Origin of the sequence: Mycobacterium sp. 1245805.9, assembly GCF_001672915.1 — a bacterium.
Taxonomy (GTDB): domain Bacteria; phylum Actinomycetota; class Actinomycetes; order Mycobacteriales; family Mycobacteriaceae; genus Mycobacterium.
This window is the reverse complement of the sequence record NZ_LZKR01000047.1, coordinates 56,290-73,857: the sequence shown is the minus strand read 5'-3', so window position 1 is coordinate 73,857 and position 17,568 is coordinate 56,290. Positions and strand designations below refer to the sequence as shown.

At 67.7% G+C, this 17,568-nt stretch carries 18 protein-coding genes; 7 read left to right on the top strand and 11 right to left on the bottom strand.

Translation table 11 applies throughout. The annotated features are described in order from the left end of the window. A partial coding sequence (locus A9X00_RS07875; protein ID WP_067151484.1) for a serine/threonine-protein kinase occupies positions 1 to 1,096 on the bottom strand: 1,096 nt, incomplete at its 3' end. 247 nt (positions 1,097 to 1,343) lie between these two features. Between A9X00_RS07875 and A9X00_RS07870 the strand changes: the two genes are divergently transcribed. Beyond that, positions 1,344 to 1,628: a hypothetical protein gene (locus A9X00_RS07870; protein WP_067151481.1), complete on the top strand. Its 285-nt coding sequence runs from the start codon at positions 1,344 to 1,346 to the stop codon at positions 1,626 to 1,628. Here the strand turns inward: A9X00_RS07870 and A9X00_RS07865 are convergent. The 4 genes from A9X00_RS07865 to A9X00_RS30635 form a co-directional block, all read right to left on the bottom strand. After that, positions 1,625 to 2,893 (bottom strand): amidohydrolase family protein, encoded by a 1,269-nt coding sequence (locus tag A9X00_RS07865; RefSeq protein WP_067151478.1) that lies wholly within the window; start codon positions 2,891 to 2,893, stop codon positions 1,625 to 1,627. The two genes, A9X00_RS07870 and A9X00_RS07865, sit on opposite strands and share 4 nt — an antisense overlap. A 125-nt stretch (positions 2,894 to 3,018) precedes the next feature. Then, positions 3,019 to 3,792 carry a class II aldolase/adducin family protein gene (locus A9X00_RS07860; RefSeq protein ID WP_067151475.1) on the bottom strand — a complete coding sequence of 258 codons (774 nt, stop codon included), beginning with the start codon at positions 3,790 to 3,792 and terminating at the stop codon, positions 3,019 to 3,021. Next, positions 3,779 to 5,392: a class I adenylate-forming enzyme family protein gene (locus tag A9X00_RS07855; protein ID WP_067151472.1), complete on the bottom strand. Its 1,614-nt coding sequence runs from the start codon at positions 5,390 to 5,392 to the stop codon at positions 3,779 to 3,781. Before A9X00_RS07855 ends, A9X00_RS07860 begins: the two co-directional genes overlap by 14 nt. Positions 5,393 to 5,441: 49 nt before the next feature. Continuing rightward, a complete protein-coding gene (locus A9X00_RS30635; protein ID WP_156771980.1) occupies positions 5,442 to 5,759 on the bottom strand; it encodes a hypothetical protein in 318 nt (105 codons plus the stop codon). A 97-nt stretch (positions 5,760 to 5,856) separates the two neighbouring features. Here A9X00_RS30635 and A9X00_RS07850 point away from each other — a divergent pair, with 97 nt between their 5' ends. Beyond that, positions 5,857 to 6,354 (top strand): hypothetical protein, encoded by a 498-nt coding sequence (locus tag A9X00_RS07850; RefSeq protein ID WP_067151469.1) that lies wholly within the window; start codon positions 5,857 to 5,859, stop codon positions 6,352 to 6,354. A 26-nt stretch (positions 6,355 to 6,380) separates the two neighbouring features. Then, positions 6,381 to 6,722, top strand: a complete 342-nt coding sequence (locus A9X00_RS07845; protein ID WP_067151467.1) for an SHOCT domain-containing protein — start codon at positions 6,381 to 6,383, stop codon at positions 6,720 to 6,722. 15 nt (positions 6,723 to 6,737) lie between these two features. On the opposite strand, the gene A9X00_RS07840 is transcribed toward A9X00_RS07845, so the two are convergent. Continuing rightward, positions 6,738 to 7,478, bottom strand: coding sequence for an SDR family oxidoreductase (locus A9X00_RS07840; RefSeq protein ID WP_067151464.1), 741 nt, complete (start codon positions 7,476 to 7,478; stop codon positions 6,738 to 6,740). Positions 7,479 to 7,510: 32 nt separating this feature from the next. Here A9X00_RS07840 and A9X00_RS07835 point away from each other — a divergent pair, with 32 nt between their 5' ends. After that, positions 7,511 to 8,362 carry a DMT family transporter gene (locus tag A9X00_RS07835; protein ID WP_067151461.1) on the top strand — a complete coding sequence of 284 codons (852 nt, stop codon included), beginning with the start codon at positions 7,511 to 7,513 and terminating at the stop codon, positions 8,360 to 8,362. 66 nt (positions 8,363 to 8,428) lie between these two features. Here A9X00_RS07835 and A9X00_RS07830 read toward each other — a convergent pair whose 3' ends face one another. After that, complete coding sequence (locus A9X00_RS07830; RefSeq protein WP_067151457.1) at positions 8,429 to 10,702, bottom strand: MMPL family transporter; 2,274 nt, start codon at positions 10,700 to 10,702, stop codon at positions 8,429 to 8,431. A gap of 105 nt (positions 10,703 to 10,807) precedes the next feature. On the opposite strand from A9X00_RS07830, the gene A9X00_RS07825 reads away from it, so the two are divergent. The 3 genes from A9X00_RS07825 to A9X00_RS07815 are packed head-to-tail and all read left to right on the top strand — an operon-like array spanning position 10,808 to position 12,974. Next, a complete protein-coding gene (locus A9X00_RS07825; protein ID WP_067151452.1) occupies positions 10,808 to 11,263 on the top strand; it encodes a helix-turn-helix domain-containing protein in 456 nt (151 codons plus the stop codon). Further along, a complete protein-coding gene (locus A9X00_RS07820) occupies positions 11,263 to 11,766 on the top strand; it encodes a hypothetical protein (RefSeq protein ID WP_067151449.1) in 504 nt (167 codons plus the stop codon). Before A9X00_RS07825 ends, A9X00_RS07820 begins: the two co-directional genes overlap by 1 nt. Next, on the top strand, positions 11,763 to 12,974 hold the full coding sequence (locus A9X00_RS07815) for an MAB_1171c family putative transporter (RefSeq protein WP_067151446.1): 1,212 nt from the start codon (positions 11,763 to 11,765) through the stop codon (positions 12,972 to 12,974). The genes A9X00_RS07820 and A9X00_RS07815 overlap by 4 nt, the downstream gene beginning before the upstream one ends. 34 nt (positions 12,975 to 13,008) lie before the next feature. On the opposite strand, the gene fadD1 is transcribed toward A9X00_RS07815, so the two are convergent. From fadD1 to A9X00_RS07795, 4 genes are read right to left on the bottom strand one after another with little or no spacing between them, the layout of a single operon-like run. Further along, the gene (gene fadD1, locus A9X00_RS07810) at positions 13,009 to 14,586 is read right to left on the bottom strand and encodes a fatty-acid--CoA ligase FadD1 (protein WP_067151443.1); all 1,578 of its coding nucleotides are present in this window, start codon (positions 14,584 to 14,586) and stop codon (positions 13,009 to 13,011) included. Continuing rightward, the gene (locus A9X00_RS07805; RefSeq protein WP_067151440.1) at positions 14,583 to 16,181 is read right to left on the bottom strand and encodes an NAD(P)/FAD-dependent oxidoreductase; all 1,599 of its coding nucleotides are present in this window, start codon (positions 16,179 to 16,181) and stop codon (positions 14,583 to 14,585) included. The genes fadD1 and A9X00_RS07805 overlap by 4 nt, the downstream gene beginning before the upstream one ends. Continuing rightward, the gene (locus A9X00_RS07800) at positions 16,178 to 17,137 is read right to left on the bottom strand and encodes an alpha/beta hydrolase (protein WP_067151516.1); all 960 of its coding nucleotides are present in this window, start codon (positions 17,135 to 17,137) and stop codon (positions 16,178 to 16,180) included. Before A9X00_RS07800 ends, A9X00_RS07805 begins: the two co-directional genes overlap by 4 nt. Before the next feature lie 23 nt (positions 17,138 to 17,160). Beyond that, a complete protein-coding gene (locus A9X00_RS07795) occupies positions 17,161 to 17,568 on the bottom strand; it encodes a Zn-ribbon domain-containing OB-fold protein (RefSeq protein ID WP_067151437.1) in 408 nt (135 codons plus the stop codon).

Below are 17,568 nucleotides of genomic sequence, written 5' to 3'. Positions count from 1 at the left end.
GTGGTTGTTCGGTGGGAGGGGGTGGCGGCACCGGATTGCTCACCGGCTCCGGCACCGGCGACGGAGCGCTCGTGGTCACCGGTTTGGCGGGCGCGTTCGAGGGCTCCGGGTCGGATGCGATCGCGAACGGGACGACGAGCATGGCCGCCAGGACGGCCCCGGCGGCGAGCAGCTTCTTGGTCCGGCCCGCCGGTCGAGGATTCCGCGCCGACATGGGCAGCTCGAGCACCTTGGTCGGCCGGCGCGGCGGCGCCGCGACGGGCATCCCGGTCACCATGGCCGGCCGGGGATCGTGCAGGACGGCCCGCATCTGCGCGGCGTCGACGAACCGTTGCCTGGGATCCGGCGCCATCGCGCGTTCGATGGCGGTGAGCAGGGCGGGATCGACGTCGGGTCGCAGCAGCGCCAGCGGCGGCGGCCGGTCATGCAAGATAGCGCGGGCCAGGGCGCCCATGTTCTCCTGCGGGAAGGGGCGATGCCCCGCGAGTGCTTCATAGCCGACCACCCCGACGGCATACAGGTCGTCGGCCACGGTTGCGGGCGCTCCCGCAAGCCGCTGCGGGCTCAGGTAGGCGATGGTGCCGAAGACCTGGCCCGTCATTGTGTGGGCGACCGCCTCGTGGGTCTTCGCGATCCCGAAGTCGGCGACCTTCATGGCCTCGCCGTCGGCACCGACCAGGATGTTTCCCGGCTTGATGTCCCGATGCAGGATCGCCGCGCGGTGCGCGGCCGTCAGCGCGGCGAGAACGTTGTCGAGGGTGGCCCGGACGTGCGGGACCGGAAGGGGGCCGCGGGCGATCTGGTCGGCCAGCGAACTGCCGGGCAACCGTTCCATCACGATGAAAGGGATGCCGTCGTGCTCGCCGCTGTCGTGGACCGCGACGATGTTCGGATGGTTCAGCGCCGCGGCCGCGCGCGCTTCCGCGTCGAATCGGTTCCGAATGTCCGGCTGCGCGTTGAATACAGGGTGCAGCAGCTTGATGGCGACGGGCCGGTTCAGCCGGGTGTCCCAGCCGTCGCGAACTTCGGCCATCCCGCCCAGGCCAAGCCGGCCGCGCACCTCGTAGCGCCCGGCCAGCAACGCGAGGGTGTTCATTCGCCTGCCAATCCCCACTGCTTATTTGACGACCGGGCGCTGAACGCGACGACCCGACGTCCCCGGTCGGCTACCCAGAGCCCGGCGGTTCAAAACGCGCGCCGGAGGCCGCCGCGACCAGAGCTTTTGCGCATTGTGTTCAGTCGGTGCGGCGTGTCGCCGTCCGATCGGGTCTCCGCTCCGAAGGACTATCGAGCAGACGTTGTCGGGGTCGACGCCGTTGGGGTCGAAGAGGAGGGCTGTCTAGATGGGAATAGCGACGTTCAAAACGGTTGCCGCTGGCGATGGTTCGCCGCAATCCCCGTCGGGATACTGCTACTACCTGGTGTTGCACGCGATCGCGACGGCGCTCCTGCTCATCGCGTTCGTCGCCGCCATCTGGCAGTTCATGAATTGGATCGCGGCGCCGTCGTGCCCGAAAGACGTCTCGCTGGCGTCGGTGTCGTCGCCGGTGGCCGCGTCGCACCGGCATCCGGTGGCCGACGGCACCGACTGTCCGTGCCCCCACGAGCTGCGGCGCGACAACGCCTAGAACGCATCGGGATTGCGCTGCACCTCGACCGGAACCGGATGCTGGTACAGCCGGGACGCGTTCTCCCAGCTGAACTTTCGGATCACGTCGGGCGGTAGGTCGCCGATCTGTTCGTGGATCGTCTCCTGGGTGTGCGGCCAGGTCGAGTCGCAGTGCGGGTAATCGGCTTCCAGCATGATGTTGTCCACGCCGATCCGGTCGCGCTGCACGAACGACGACTTGTCCTCCACCGCGCAGAACCAGAAATTGCGGGTCAAAACCTCTGCAGGAGTGAGGCTTTCGCCGAGGGCCTGCCAGGTCCCGTACATCGCGTGGTAGCTGAGCATGTGGTCGAGGCGGTCCAGCAGCCCCGCGACCCAGCCGATCCCGCCCTCCGACAGGCAGATCTTCAGGTTCGGGAATCTGCTGGGCAGGCCCGAGTACAACCAGTCGACCGCCGCGGAGATGGCGTAGGCGAAGAACAGCACGCCCTGGACGTCCGGCGGCGCGTCGTCGGTGGTGGACGGTGCGGATCCGGACGACCCGATGTGCAGGTTCACGACGGTGTCCGTCTCGGCGCAGGCCGCCATCATCGGGTCCCAGTGGCCCGAGTGGATGCTCGGCAACCCGAGCATCGCCGGGTTCTCGCTGAAAGTGACGGCGTGAAAGCCGCGTTCGGCGTTCTCGTAGATCATCTTCGCGCCGAGCTCGGGGTCCAGCAGCCACGGCAGCTGGCACGGGATGATGCGTTCGGGATACGAGCCCGCCCAGACCTCGAGGTGCCAGTCGTTCCATGCCCGCACCGACGCCAGCGCCAGGTCGCGATCCTTGGTGACCTGCTGCAGTCGCTGGCCGGCGAACCCCGGCAGGAACGAGGGAAAGTTCAGCGAGGCGTAGATGCCGTTGAGGTCCATGTCCTTGACACGCGCGTGGATATCCCATGCGCCCCTGCGCATCTCGTCGAACCGCACCGGCTCGAAGCCGTACTCCGCCACCGGTCGCCCGACGACGGCGTTGAATCCGACGTTGGGCAGTTCCCGTCCGTCGTAGACCCAGGTCTGTCCCCCGCTGCCGGTCTCGACGACCTTTGGCGCGCGATCGGCGAACTTGCTCGGCATGCGTCCGGTGAAGGTATCGGGCGGCTCGACGATGTGGTCGTCCGCCGAGATCACCGTGTAGCGCCGTGGCGCGCGGGGCGGGTCGGGCAGGAAGGTGACCGAGCGGTCGTCGCCGGTCTTGGCGGTGGTGAATTTCAGGTCGCCAGCCAGCTCATCGATCGATTTCACTCGTCAGTCTCCTTGCGGGGCAGGGCGGTTGAGTGTGCGCTGACGGCTTTGACTGTGCGCCCAGGGCGGGAATCCGGGCCGCGACGCGCCCTGGGGGCACACGCAACGCCCACGTTTCGCACCACTCAATCGAGGACATCGGGATCGGCCTTGATGGTCATGCGGGCCGCGCCCGCCCAGTACACGTCGGCGGCGCGTTCGATCAGCGACCGTTGCATGCCGGCCATGTCCGACCAGTTCATCTTCACCGGTTCCTGGCCGGTGAGCATGACGTCGTAGGCCAGCTTGCAAACCCGTTCGATCGATGCCGCCCGGTAGACGGCTTCCGGCAGGTTGCGACCCGTTGCGATGACGCCGTGGTTGGCCAGGATCGTGAGGTTGGCGCCCCCGATGCGCGCGGCGAGATCCGCGGCGCGCGCCGGGCTGTCAACTTCCCCGTCGTACGTGTCGACCAGGCACAGGTCGTCGAGGTAGAGCGAACCGGTTTGGTGGACGAGTTCGGGAAGCCTGCCCAACGCGGCGAGCACACACACGTAATAGGGATGGTTGTGGATCACGACCCGGGCGTCGTCGCGCACGCGGTGCAGTTCGGTGTGGATGTGGATGGCCGGGGTGACATCCCATCGACCGCGGACCACCCGCGCCTCGCTGTCCACCACGCAGATGTCCGAGGCGGTCAGCTCCTGCCACCACAGCCCCCACGGGTTGACGAACATGTCCGTCTGGCCGTCGAGCTGCCAGGTGATGTGTCCGGCCATGTTTTCCGCGAAGCCGATGCCGGCGAGGTGGCGGAAGGCCACGGCGAGCGCCTGCTCGTTGGACAGGTCGACGCCGATCGGGGGCACAACCGATGGCGCCCACACCTCGACGCCGCCTCGACGTGCGTTAGGAGCGTTCATGATCCGCCTCCGTCCTGATTCGAATATCCTCGCGGAGCTGGCCTTTGGCAATCTTGCCGCCGGACGATCGGGGCAGCTCGTCGACCACGATGAGCCGTTCGGGCAGCAGCTCCTTGGACACGCCCAACGCCAACAGGTGCTCGACGAGCTCCGGCAGATCGACGGCCCGCGAGTCGACGAGTTCGGCGTAGAGGCAAACCTTTTCACCGAACACCGGATCGGGCATCGCGACGGCCGCCGCGACCGCGATGGCGGGGTGGGTGGCGGCGGCGTCCTCGACCTGGCTGGCGCTGATGTTCTTGCCGCCGCGGACGATGAAATCGGAGGTCCGGCCGGTGACGCTCAGGTAGCCTTCCGCGTCGATCTCGCAGATGTCGCCCATGCGCATCCACCCGTCGGCGGTGAACAACTTGTCGTGGTCGGTCCCGCCCAGGTACCCGAGGCTCGTCGCCGGGCCCCGGCACGCGGGCTGACCGCGGCCCGTCGCGGTGACGTCCCGATCACCGTCGAAGAGCCGAACCGCCATCTCCGGGACGATCCGGCCGCCCGTGCGGAGCCGGCGTTCGCGGGGGTCGTCGACCGTGGTCGCGCTCAGCAACCCGGTTTCGTTCGAGCCGTAAAACTGCAGGATCTTCGCGCCGGTCAGCTCCTCGAACTCCGCGGCGGGCCGGTACGGCAGCGCCTCGCCGCCCGCGAAAACGACGCGCAGCGAACCCAGGTCGTGCGCGCGGCACGCCGGGTCCGCCATCAGCATCGTCAGTTGCGTGCTGACACAACACAGCACGGTGACCCGGTGGCGGGCGATCGCCTCACACGCCGCGGGCGCGGTGAACCGCGGCAGGATCACCGCGGTGGCGCCGAGGTAGATCGGCGTGGTGTGGCTGGTCCATATTCCGAACCCGAAGGGCGTCGGTATCACCGGCAAGAAGACGTCGTCCGGCGTCAGCAACCCGTTGGCGACGGCCTTCTGGTGAAAGTAATGCCAACGGTTTTGGGTGTGCACGACGCATTTGGGCAGGCCGGTGGTCCCCGAGGTGGAGTTGATCAGGAAGACGTCGTCGGGGCCCAGTTGTGCCTCCGCGCCCACCGCCCTGGGCTGCGCGTCGACGTTCAGCCGCAGCTCACCCGGATCACCGTCCACGACCAGCGCGGATTCGCCAGCCACGGCCGCCGCGGCGTCGGCCCGCTGGGGATCGCTGACCAGGATCTTTGGCCGCGCATTGCGCAGTATCGCGGCGACCTCGCGGGTCCCGGCTCGCGCGCCGATGCCGACAACGACGGCGCCGCACCGTTCGATCGCGACGAACAGCACGTGGATGGCGGCGGAGTCGCCGTGCCACACCGCTACCCGATCACCGCGGGCCACCCCAAGGCCCGCCAGTCGTCGGGCCAATTCCGTTGCGGCACGGTCGAATTCGCGCCAATCGAGCGACGTCCCGGGATGGTCGACGTAGGCGGACCGGCCCGGTGACGAATGGGCGTTCCGCCGCACCGCGTCCGACAGCGTCGAATCGGACCACCAACCGGCGGCGCGAAACAGGGCCGCGTCCTCGTCGGTGAATGCCGGCGAGCCCACGGTATCCAGCCCACCTGCGCTCATTCCGAGATGATAGGAAAGCCGCTCGCGTTCTGGTCAGGAAGCCCGGCCGCTACGGATTTTGCGGGGCCGGAGGATTGTGTTGGTTGGAACCCGCGGTGCCCGGACGAGGGTGCGGGGTAGGGCAGGTGACCCGCGGAATGCAGCCACAGTTGAGGCCGACGATGCAGGGGCTCCCACCGACGGGCTGCACGTCGATGGCGCCGCCACCGTCGCCGCCGGTTGCGGCCGTCCCCGACGAAGAGCTCGTTGCGACGTTCAGTGGCGCGCCGGCACCGGGCCGCGGGCCGCCAGCGCCCAACCCGACCGCAAGGACCAACGCGGCGCCGCCGAACACCGCCGCCGCCCGCGTGGCTTTGCGATTCGTCATGAGCACCAACTGTAATTCCCGCTGGCAGGATGCGCACCGCCACACAGGGTGCTTTAGTCAAACTCGACGCAAGCTGCCAGAGAGGAGGCAGTCACCGGTGCGGACCACCCGGATTGTCCGGCTTTGGCCGGGGCTGCTGAGCGGCGCCGCCGCGGGCGCCGCCGGTACCACCGCGCTCAACGTGATCACCTATCTGGACATCGCGGTGCGCGGCCGGGCGACGAGCTCGACGCCCGAACGGACCGTCGAGGCGATGGCGAAACTGTTCGGCCTGAGGGTGCCGGGATCCGGTGACGTCCTGGCCAACAGGCTGCTCGGCCTGGGTGCGCTGACCGGGTATGCCGCGGGGATCGGGATGGGCCTGGTCCTCGGGCTGGCCTACGCGCTGGGCTGGCGCCCGGGCCTCTTGGTCGCCACGCTGGTCGCGACGGCGATCGCGCTCATCGGCACCAACGGGCCGATGACCGTGCTCGGCGTGACCGACCCGCGAACGTGGGGCGTCGTCGGGTGGCTCAGCGATTTGATTCCGCACTTCGGCTACGGGGTCGTCACCGCCCTGGTGTTGCACTATCTGTGCCGCAGTTGGGATCGGTAGCTACCCGCCCGGTTTCCACTTGCCGCATGAAGACCAAGACCGCAGTCCCGTTGTCCGGCGCGCTCATCGCCCTGCTGCTGCTCGCGCGATACTTCGCTCTGAGCCGCGCGGGGCTGCCGCTGGGCCGGATGCTCTATCTCGGGCTGCCGATCACCGCGGGCGGTGTGCTCTTCGCGCTCCGGCTCATCAACCTCGGCTCGGGATGGGGCGTCAGGGACACCAGGCAGCCCCCGCGTCCGCTGTCGTATCCGCAACCGCCGGTGCCGGTTTCCGAGCGGTTCAGAGAACTGGAGGCGCTGCGCGCCGCCGGGGCCATCTCCGACGCGGAGTACAACGCGAAGCGCGCCCACATCATCTCGCAGATGTGAGGGTGCTTGGCGCCGCTAACCCTGGACGGTGGGGCGGATAGCGATCTCACCAATCTCGACGTCGTGGGGTTGTTCGATCGCGAATGCAACAGCGCGCGCCACCGCCGCCGGCGGCAAACCGAAGTCACTCATGGTGAGCCGGATCTGGTCACGCAGAGCCGCATCGTCGATCGAACCGTCGAGCTCGGTGTCAACGAATCCCGGTGATATCGAAGTGGTTCGGATGACGCCATCGGTCGACTCTTGGCGCAGGCCTTCCATGACGGTGCGAACGGCATTCTTCGTCGCCGCATACACCGCCATGGTGGGAACGATCTTCAGCCCGGCCGTGGATACGGTCGTCACGAAGTGGCCGCGGCCCTGTCGGCGGAAAACCGGTAGCGCCGCGGCGATGCCGTGCAGCACCCCGCGCAGATTGACGTCGATCATCGCCGACCACCCATCGACGTCGAGGTTCGACACCGGCCCGATCTTGCTGATCCCGGCGTTGCTCACCAGTACGTCGAGGGAACCGAATTCGCCGGACGCCGTCGCGACCAGCTGGTCGAGGTCCTCGCGGCGCGTCACATCGGTCTGGCGAATGACGACGGCTCCACCACCCTCGCGAATCTCGCGCGCGATCTCCTCGAGGCGTTCGACGCGACGCGCACCGAGGACAACGCTGGCGCCGCGCTCGGCGAGCAGACGCGCGGTTGCTTCCCCTATCCCGCTGCTCGCACCAGCGATAGCCACAACTTTGCCCTCGACGCCGATCATCGAAGAATCCCTTCGTCTCGTATTGTCATTCTGTGCTCATCGGGTTCTTGCTCGCGCTGGGTTGCTCGGTGTGCTACGGCACCGCCACGGTATTGCAGGCGGTCGCGACACGGTCGGTCGAACCGGCCAGCAGGTCGGGCGTCGACGCGGTGCTGCTGATGCGCGCCGTTCGGCAGTGGCGCTACATCGCCGGCGTCGGTCTTGACGTCCTCGGGTTCCTGCTTCAGGTGATGGCGCTGCGCTTGGTGCCGATCTACGTCGTGGCCGCGGCGCTGGCCGCGTCCATCGCGGTCACCGGGATCGTCTCGGCATGGGTGCTGTCGGCGCGGCTGTCCGCAACGGAATGGGCGGCCGTCACGGTGGTCTGCGTCAGCCTCGTCGTGCTCGCGTGCGCGGCGGGGCCGGGGCACTTTCGCCACGCCCCGGTCGGACTCGGCTGGGCCCTGATCGGTGTGGTCGCCGCGATATTCCTGATCGGTGCCGCGGCCGGCCGGTTGCATGATCGCGCGCGAGGGCTCGCGCTAGGCCTTTGCGCGGGAAGCGGATTCGGTGTCGTCGAGATCGCGGTGCGCCTGATGGACGTGGTGGACCCGAGCAAGCCCGCCTTCTACACCCAGCCGGCCCTCTACGCGGGCGCCGGCGGCGGGGTCGCCGGATTTCTGCTGCTCACCTCCGCCTTGCACCGCGGTTCGGTGACGACGACGGTGGCGGCCATGGTCGTCGGCGAAACGATCGCCCCCGCGATCGTGGGCGTCGTCTGGCTGGGTGACTCCGCCCGTGACGGCCTCGGCTGGCTGGTGATCGCGGGATTCGTTGTGGCGGTGTGCGGAACGCTGGTGTTGGCGCGCTTCGGCGAGGCGCCCGCACCGGCCGAGGCCGGGTGAGTCAATTCGCTCTGGCCGCGGAATCTATTCTGCTGCAGCCGATATAGCGACCCCGACCGGCTCCCGCTATTCATCCTCGGCCAAGTAACCAGCCGCATAGCCAGGCGCCACGTGCCCGGCGCGGCCGGCGGATTCGCGGATGCCGATCCGGTTGTGCAGCCAGGCTAGCGGTTTCGGGGCCCACCAGTTGGCTCTGCCCAGCACGTGCATGAAAACCGGCAGCAGTACGGTGCGGATCACGGTCGCGTCCATGATTACGGCCAGGGTCAGTCCGAGCCCGAACATCCTCATGAACGACACCTGCGAGGCGGCCAGCGCGGCAAACGAGATTGACATGACCAGCGCGGCGGCGGTGATCACGCGTCCGGTACGGGCCACGCCCAACGCCACGCTTACGTCGTTGGCGTCGCGGCTCCGGGCCGATGCCAGCCAGTACTCGCGAATCCGTGACACCAGGAACACCTCATAGTCCATGGATAGGCCGAACGCGATGCAGAACATCAGTACCGCCGTGTTGGCGATCAACGTTCCGGTTGACGTGGTCCCCAGGGCGTCAAGATGGCCCTCCTGGAATATCCATACCAGGGCACCGAACGTCGCCGTCAGCGATAACACGTTGAGGATCAACGCCTTGAGCGGCAGCACCACGCTGCCGGTAAGCAAAAACAGCAGTACGAAGGTGACGACAACGATAGATCCGACCGCCAGCGGCAGGCGCGAGGTGATGGCTTCAACGCTGTCGCCGTCGGCTTGCGCGAGGCCGGCGAGCTGGACTGACCGGCCACCGGGGCCCGGCATCTTGTGTAACCGGTCGAGTTGGGTGTCGGAGGCTGACGAATTCAACGGCGCGGAGCTGACGACGGTCAAAAACGCACTGCCGCCGGCGATCCCAGTCGCGGCCTCCGGTGGCCCAACTTCGTGCCCATCGATGAAGGTGCCGGCTGGAGCGGCTACCGCAGACACGTCGGGCACCCGAGACAGGTCGGCGGCGTAGCCGTCAAGGTCGGCCGGAGCCAGGTCGCGCGCGTTGGGGATGACGACCTGTATCGCCGGCGCGGAATCATTGGCGAAACCGTTGCGGAGCTGGTCGCCCACCTGATGGGCGGACGCAGATCGCGGCAACAGGCGGTCGTCGGAATAGCCCCAGTTCACGTGCAGGAACGGGAATCCCAGCAGCAGCAGCAAGGCGAGCGCGGCCAGACCGGTGGGCATCGCTCGGCGCATCACCAGCTTGGTTGACCGGTACCAGAACAGCTGTTCTGGTCGTCTCGGCAGCGGATCAGGTCGATGCAGCGCCCGACGTGCCAGACGACGAACATCCAGGGAGTCCAGCCGGGGCCCCAGTGCGGCAATCGCCGCCGGGGTCACCATGATCGCCGCGATACCGGCGAATGCGACGGTTGCAACCCCGGCGTAGGCGAACGATCTCAAGAAGTACATGGGGAATACGAGCATCACCGCCATCGACAGCGCGACCGTGGTCGCGGAGAAGAGCACGGTGCGCCCGGCGGTGGCCATGGTCCGGATCAGTGCGTCGTTGGGAGTGGCTGCCTCGGCCAGCTCGTCGCGGTAGCGGCTGATGATCAACAGCGTGTAGTCGATGGCCAGCGCCAGGCCCAGCGCGGTGCTCAGGTTGAGCGCCAAAATCGAGACGTCCGTGGTGAATGTCAGCAGCCGCAGTATCGACATCGAACCAACGATGGCGATCAGCCCCACGGCGACCGGCAGCGCCGCCGCGAGCAGGCCACCGAACACCCACACCAGTGCAACGAAGCTCAACGGGAGTGCGATGCTTTCCATCAACGCCAGGTCGCGCTGGGTTTGATCGTTAATCTGCGCGTAGACCATCGCCATTCCGCCAGTGCGCACGGCGACTCCGTCGCGGTCCCCCCCGATTTGATCGGACAGCGCCTTGGCGTATTTCGGCGCGTTGTTTTCCCCGCCTTTGAGGTTGGCCACGATCAAGCCGGACTTGCCGTCCTTGCTGACCAACCCGGCGGCGGTCTGTGGTGCCGCGGTCCACAGGGAGGACACGTTGAACACGTAAGGGGATCGCAGCAGGTCGTCGACGATATCGGTGCCGACCCGACGCGCTTGATCGCTGCGGGCGCCTCCGGGCGCGGTCACCACAAACAAGAGCTGCTGGTCGCTTTGACCGAACTCGTCGGCCAACACCCCGCTGGCGTGGGCCGACTCCGAGCCCGGATCCCGCAAGCCGCCTACCGACAGGCTTTGGACGACCGGGATGCCAAAGACCGCCGCCCCGATAAAGAACACCGCGGAAACGGCGATGACCTGCCGTGGCGCGGCGATCGCCAACAGCGTGATCCGGTGCAGCATGTAGTGTCCTTCCAACGTTGTCGCCCGGAGATCGCCCGACGTACCATCGCTTAAGCGAGTAACATGAGTACACGCCGATGGCGCTCATATTAAACGGGAGTACACATGGACGCAGCCGAGGGTGCGGAGAAGGGCGACCTGGCGGCCCGCCTCGACAAACTTTTCGAGGTAATGCGTCGGCCGGACACGCCGCCACTGTCGAACGCCGCCGCCGCGGCCGCGATCACCAGCCAAACCGGTGTCTCGATCAGCCCGGCGTACCTCTGGCAACTCAGGAGCGGACTCAAGGACAACCCAACGGTCCAGCATTTGCGCGCCATCGCCGAGTTTTTCGGAGTACCGGCCAGCTATCTCGTTGATCGTGATCCGAACGCACAGGTCGACGCCCAACTCAATCTCTTGCAGGCGTTGCGTGACAACGGCGTACGCGACTTGGCGATGCGTGCGAGCGGCCTCACTCCGCAGGCGCTCAACAGTGTGGCCCTGATTCTTGACCGCGTTCGCGAGCTCGAGCGGCTTCCGCCGATCGCGCACCCAGGCGGCGGCGAGGCGGAGGCGTAATGACACTTTCGAATGGTGACATCTTGGCGCTGGCGCGCCGCCAGCCGATCCCGGTCCCCTGGGACAGGGATGTCTTCATCCGCAATCTGGCTGAATTGCGCGGCCGCCCAATCAAATTAATCCCGACCGACACCGCCGCTCTGGCCGATAGTCCATGCGGACTGTGGCTGGCTCGCGATAACGACGACCTGATCCTGCACGAGATCGGGACCACCGACTATCACATCGACCAGATCGTGGGCCACGAGATCGGGCACATGCTCCTAGGCCACGAGCGAAGTCCTGCTTTCGGCGCAGACAAGGGGCGCGAACACGACCTGTGCCGCCGGATCCTTCCCGACATTGACCCTCAAACCGTGCACGCGGTGCTCGGACGCAGCAATTGCGGCAGCGAGCAAGAGCGCGATGCCGAAATGTTCGCTTCCCTGCTGATGATCGCCGCCGCCGAAGCCAACGAACGCTCGTCGATGATGATGCGTAGCGCCTTCTTCCATCGGCGATGACCTCCAACGTCCCAGGCTTCATCGCCTGGCCCGTGATCATCGCCATGGCGGTGCTTCTCGCCGCGCGCTTCCGCTGGTGCAGGACCAACCTCTACGAGAGGTACTACACCAATCTGATGGCCTGGGTCATGCTGATCCAGCTACTGCGTGAGCACGATGTAGAAGTCATGCTGTCCAAAAGGGCCCTGTTGAGCGTCACCACCGCTCAGCAATTATCTTCCGCGGCAATGATTTTCGCCGCCACTGAATTCATTGGCTTCACGATGTTGTGGACTCGGCTCTCACCGGCCGAAACGCGCCGGGGTCACCGCTATTACCGCCTGGCCGCGGTAATCTTATGCGTGGCATACCTGGTCGCGGCCACCCGTGCCCGCGTCGCCGGTCAAACCCTTGAAGTCGCCGGCGGCTGGGACGGAGTCTTGGCCTGCGGCTTCTATACGGCCATGATTCTCCTTCTGGCGGCTCGGGCTATTTGGATGTTCGCAGCTGAGCTGCGAAAGAGCACCCGGAAACGTGACCTGTTCCTCGCCGTGGGCGGGCTACTGGCCGGTGTGCTGACCGCAGCAGCCCCCCTAGAAGCGCTGGTCTCGGCCGTGACCGATCAGCTCGGCTGGACCGACACGCTGAAATTCCGGCTGTGGTCGCACGGCTTTGAGGCCTTTTGCATAGCAGTGATCGTGTATGGCTTCGGAGCTGTTCCGCTCGTAGCGCGACTGCTGCGTTACCTCGGACTGGATCCCACCAGCCGCTCCTGGAAAAACTTGGCCGCCTTAAGGGCAAGCATGACAACGGTGGTCCCGGACAGCAGTTTCAACCTCGACCACGACAATCATCGATTTCAAAAAACCACCCTGCAGCTACACCAAACCGTTATCGAAATCCGCGACGCCATCCTGCACCTGCGTCCCTATTTCCGGGACATAGCGCCGCACGAGCTGGCCCGGTTCCACCGGGCGAACTCCGTGCCAACCGGCGATCACGACGCGGCGGCGCAAGCCTTACAATTGGCTCACGCCGCCAGAGCCAAAACCGCGGGCGCCACGCCCGGGTCCCCCGACGTGGCAACGATTCTGCGCTCCCGAGCAACAACCCTCGACGAGGAGGTCACCGAATTGTTGACCCTGGCGAAATGGTGGAAGCCCGCCTTAGCGGCCACCGAACAGTTCAGCCAGACTACGCCCGAAGTGAAAGCGAATTCCCCTACATGACCCGGGATGTTTCAACTCCGGCCGGCCGGGTGAGTCACGGCGTCACGCGATAGGTCGTCCCGCGCGCGTCACGCGTCCAGAGCACCCCGCCCTGGGCGGTGACGCCGGCGGCGATCAACTCCCGTTTGAGGATCTTGTTGGTGGCCGTCGCGGGGAGGTCCGCGTTGATCCGCACGTAGCGTGGCCACGCCTTCGGCGACAGGTCGGGCTGAGCGGCGAGGAACTTCTCGAAATCGGCCGGCTCCAACGGGATTTCGTCACGCAGCACGATGGCCGCCATTACCTGGTCGCCGACCCGTTCGTCAGGCACGGCGTAGACCGCGACCTGGCCCACCCGCGGCAGCCGCTCCAGGATTCGCTCGATCGGCGCGGCCGCCAGGTTTTCGCCGTCCACCCGCATCCAGTCCGCGGTGCGGCCGGCCAGATAGATCCAACCGTCGGCGTCGCGGTAGGCCAGGTCGCCCGACCAGTACATGCCGTGCCGGATGCGCTCGGCCGTCGCCGCGGGATCGTTGTAGTAGCCGGTGAACGGTCCGGCACCCTGGGTGTTGACGAGTTCGCCGACGGCCTCGTCGAAGTTGGTCAGCGCGCCGTGCGCGTCGAACCTCGCGACCGCGCACTCGGCCAGGGTCCGCGGGTTGTAGATGCCGACCCCCGGGTAGGGCTTGCCGATCGAGCCGGGCGGGGCGCCGTCCTCGCGCACCACGATCACCGCGAATTCGCTGGAGCCGAAGCTGTCGATGACTCGGCACCCGAAACGCCGTGCGAATTCGTCGATGTCGCGATCGGTCGCCTCGTTGCCGAACGCGACGCGCAGCGAGGTGTCGGCGTCGTCGGGGCGCTCGGGAGTGGCAAGGATCAGCGCGAGGGGCTTGCCGACGTAGTTCAGGTAGGTCACGCCGTAGCGGCGCACGTCGTCGATGAAGCGCGACGGCGAGAACTTGGCCGGCACCATCGTGGCGCCGCTGCCGATGGCGACGGCCCATCCGGCGGCGATCCCGTTCGAGTGAAACAGCGGCATGGCTAAATAGCAGACGTCCTCGGCGGTGACGTCGTACTGCCAGATCAGGCTGGTCCCGCACATGATCGCCATGCCGTGGGCGAACGGGACGGCCTTGGGGTTGCCGCTGGTGCCGGAGGTGAAGATCATCATCAGGGTGTCGGCGGCGCTGACCTCGCGATGCGGCACGAGGGGCGGGGCCGCGGCCACGGCGTCGGCGTAGCGCGTCGAGCCCACGTCGATGACCTGAATCCCGTTGAGCGCCAGGCCGTCCAGCAGGGGCAGGTGCTCGCCGTCCACCAGCAGGATCTGGCAATCGCATCGGCGGATGTCGGCGAGCAGGCCGGCCCCGCGCCGGGTGGTGTTGATCCCGCACAACACGTAGCCGCCCAGCGCGGCGGCGGCCATGGCGCGCAACATCGCCGGCGAGTTGGTGAGCAGCGCGCCGACGTGCAGTGGACGATCCGGGTCGGCGAGGCCGATCAACGCGGCCGCCTCCGCCTCGGCCTCGGCCAGGTGTTGCCGCCAGGTCCACGTCCGGTCGTCATGGGCGACGGCGACGGTGTCGTCGTTGCGGCGCTGGCGCAGCAGCTGCTGCACGGTCTCGGTCATCGCGTGGTCAGCACCAGCCCGGCGTAGTTGTGCGCGGCCACCGCGTCGCAGTGACGCCGGTAGTTGCCGAATCCCCCGGCGTAGGGCATGAATACGCGCTTCTTGCCTTCGATGTTGGCGCCCAAATACCACGACGACGCCGCCTTGGGGAACAGCGTCTGGTCGGCGGCCCGCGCGACGTGGTTGGTCCACGCCTCGGCGGCGTCGCGGCGCGGCTCCACCTCGCTCAGGCCGAGGCGGCGGGCGGTCAGCACCAGTTCGATCACCCAGTCGATCTGCACCTCGGCGTGCAGCACCATGTTGGCCAGCACCGACGGACTGCCCGGCCCGCTGATGGTGAACAGGTTGGGCAGGCCCGGCACCATCAGGCCCAGAAACGTCAGCGGGCCGTCGGACCAGACGTCGCGCAGCCGCACTCCCCCGGGCCCGCTCGGATCGATCCGGGTCAGCGCGCCGGTCAGCGCGTCGAAGCCGGTCGCGAAGACCAGCACATCGCACGGGTAGGTCGCTTCGCTGGTTCGCACGCCCTCACCGGTGATGCACTCGATGGGCTCGCGGCGCAGGTTCACCAGCCGGACGTTGTCGCGGTTGAATGTCGCGTAATAGCCGGCGTCGGTACAGATCCGCTTGGTCCCGATCGGGTGGTCGATCGGGATGAGATCGGCGGCGACGACGGGATCGTGCACGATCTCCCGGATGCGTGCTTCGGCGAATTCCCTTGCGATGTCGTTGGCCGCCGGGTCGCTGTTCTGGTCGGGGAAGGTCTTGGCGAACAGCACGCCGCCCTCGCGCCAGCGCCGCCACAGGGCCTCGACGCGCTCTTGCGGCTCGGTGTCGACCGCCTTCTTGTGGTAGGTGCCGTGCGGCGTACCCGCCGACGCGTAGGCCGAAAGCCGGCGGCGCTCCGGATACTCCTCCCGAATCCGTTGCTGTTCCTCGGGGGACCACGGGCGGTTGGGCATCGGGATGCTGTAGTTCGCCGAGCGCTGGAACACCACCAGCCGCTCGGCCTCGGCGGCGACGAGCGGAACCGCTTGAATGCCAGACGAACCCGTGCCGATCAGGCCCACCCATTTGCCGCGCAGGTCCGGATGCTCGCTTGGCCACTCGGCCGTGAAGTACACCTCGCCTGCGAAGTCGTCGACGCCGGGGATGTCGGGGCGGTTCACCGCCGACAGGCAGCCCGTCGCGCACAACAGATAACGCGCGGCGTGCTCCTGGCCGCCCGAGGCGCGCACGTGCCAGCGCCCGTCGTCCTGGTCGAAGCCGGCGCCGACCACATCGACGCCGAACCGGTAGTGGCGGCGCAGGTCGAACCGGTCGGCCACGTGGCGCAGGTAGGCCAGGATCTCGGGCTGCGCAGCGAAGCGTTCGGTCCAGGTCCAGCTCTGCTGCAGCGCGTCGTCGAATGAGTATGAATAGTCGACGCTTTCGACGTCGCACCGCGCGCCCGGGTAGCGGTTCCAGTACCAGGTGCCGCCGACGTCGGGGGCCGCCTCGATGCCGAGCACCGATAGGCCCGCCGACGCTGCCCGGTGCACGGCATAGAGCCCGGCGAACCCTGCGCCGATGACGATGACGTCGGTGTCGGTCATGTGGCCTCGCATCGGGTCGGGAGCAGGAGCGCACGCAGGTCGCCGCATATCATCTCGCGCGCCGAGGCGGCGGGCGGAAAGGATTGAATTGTCATGAATCCGTGGAACAATCCCGGGAAATCGCGGTGCACGACCGGTACCCCAGCGCCGCGCAGCCGGTGCGTGTAGTGGCATCCCTCGCTGTGCAACGGATCCAGGCCGGCGGTGGCGATCACCGCGGGGGGCAGGTCCGCATGAGAATCCGCTCGGGCCGGCGCCACCAGGTAGGGCGGGTCGACGAGCCGGTCGGCGCCGAGGTATTGCCGCCAGTACCACTGCATCGCGGCGCGGGTGTTGACGTATCCGGTGCCGTAGCGGTGGTAGCTGTCCGTGTCGAACGACGGGTCGATGGTCGGGTAGAGCAACAGCTGGGCGGCCGGCCGGGCGGCCCCTCGTTCGCGACACAGGATCGCGGTGACGGCCGCGAGATTGCCGCCGGCGCTGTCGCCGGCGACCGCCGTCCGCGCGGGGTCGATGCCGAGCCCGGCCGCGTGTTCGATCACCCAGCAGAACGCGGCGAAGGCGTCGAGCGGGGCGGCGGGCGCGGGGTGTTCGGGGGCCAGGCGGTAGCCGACGGACACGACGACGGCCTGGCTGCCGCGGGCCAGGGCGCGACAGAAGGCGTCGTGGGATTCGATGTCGCAGAACACGAATCCGCCGCCGTGATAGAAGACGATTCCGGGGCGGCGGCCCAACGGCCCGCCGTGCGGGTGGTAGATCCGAACCGGGATCGCGCCCGCCGGGCCCGGGATCGCGTGGTCGATGGTGTCGCGAACGTCCCCGAGGTTGTCGACGGGCAGGCGCCGTGCCGCAATGGCGGCCCGCGCCTCCGGTGCGGTCATCGTCTCGACGCGGGGGAATCCGTCGTTCAGGTCCCGCAGCATCGCCTGCACGACGCCGTCGATCGGGTCGTCCATGGTGGCCTCCGCCGCGGGCCCGGTCACGCCGGCCGGTATTTCAGCAAAGTGATTCCGCTCTCGGGCAGATCGTAAAACACGGGCGCGACCCGCATTCCGATTCGGATGTCGGCCGGGTCGACGTCCACCAGTTCGGTGCTGACCCGTGGGCCGGCGTCCCACTGCACCACCGCGGGCAGTTGCGGCACCGCGTCGGCCCAGGGCGGGCCGGTGGGTCGGCGCGCGACGGTGAACGTGTACAGCGTTCCGGCGCCGTCGATTTCGCGCCATTCCAGGTCGTCGGCGAGGGAACCGGGCGCCAGGCTGCGCGGGTAGAAGACGTGGCGTTGCAGCGACGGCGAGTACTGCACCAGGATTCGGTGCTGCGCCAGGCCGTCCCAGAACGGTCGGGAGACGGGCGTGGGCTCGGGCACGGGATAGTCGGCGGTCAC

What these genes read in the sequence shown, in the direction of transcription:
- A9X00_RS07870 (WP_067151481.1), top strand. Translation starts at nt 1,344, where the DNA reads ATGGGAATAGCGACGTTCAAAACGGTTGCCGCTGGCGATGGTTCGCCG.
- A9X00_RS07855 (WP_067151472.1), bottom strand. Translation starts at nt 5,392, where the DNA reads ATGAGCGCAGGTGGGCTGGATACCGTGGGCTCGCCGGCATTCACCGAC.
- A9X00_RS07860 (WP_067151475.1), bottom strand. Translation starts at nt 3,792, where the DNA reads ATGAACGCTCCTAACGCACGTCGAGGCGGCGTCGAGGTGTGGGCGCCA.
- fadD1 (WP_067151443.1), bottom strand. Translation starts at nt 14,586, where the DNA reads ATGACCGAGACCGTGCAGCAGCTGCTGCGCCAGCGCCGCAACGACGAC.
- A9X00_RS07805 (WP_067151440.1), bottom strand. Translation starts at nt 16,181, where the DNA reads ATGACCGACACCGACGTCATCGTCATCGGCGCAGGGTTCGCCGGGCTC.
- A9X00_RS07825 (WP_067151452.1), top strand. Translation starts at nt 10,808, where the DNA reads ATGGACGCAGCCGAGGGTGCGGAGAAGGGCGACCTGGCGGCCCGCCTC.
- A9X00_RS07845 (WP_067151467.1), top strand. Translation starts at nt 6,381, where the DNA reads ATGAAGACCAAGACCGCAGTCCCGTTGTCCGGCGCGCTCATCGCCCTG.
- A9X00_RS07815 (WP_067151446.1), top strand. Translation starts at nt 11,763, where the DNA reads ATGACCTCCAACGTCCCAGGCTTCATCGCCTGGCCCGTGATCATCGCC.
- A9X00_RS07820 (WP_067151449.1), top strand. Translation starts at nt 11,263, where the DNA reads ATGACACTTTCGAATGGTGACATCTTGGCGCTGGCGCGCCGCCAGCCG.
- A9X00_RS07800 (WP_067151516.1), bottom strand. Translation starts at nt 17,137, where the DNA reads ATGGACGACCCGATCGACGGCGTCGTGCAGGCGATGCTGCGGGACCTG.
- A9X00_RS07830 (WP_067151457.1), bottom strand. Translation starts at nt 10,702, where the DNA reads ATGCTGCACCGGATCACGCTGTTGGCGATCGCCGCGCCACGGCAGGTC.
- A9X00_RS07840 (WP_067151464.1), bottom strand. Translation starts at nt 7,478, where the DNA reads ATGATCGGCGTCGAGGGCAAAGTTGTGGCTATCGCTGGTGCGAGCAGC.
- A9X00_RS30635 (WP_156771980.1), bottom strand. Translation starts at nt 5,759, where the DNA reads ATGACGAATCGCAAAGCCACGCGGGCGGCGGCGGTGTTCGGCGGCGCC.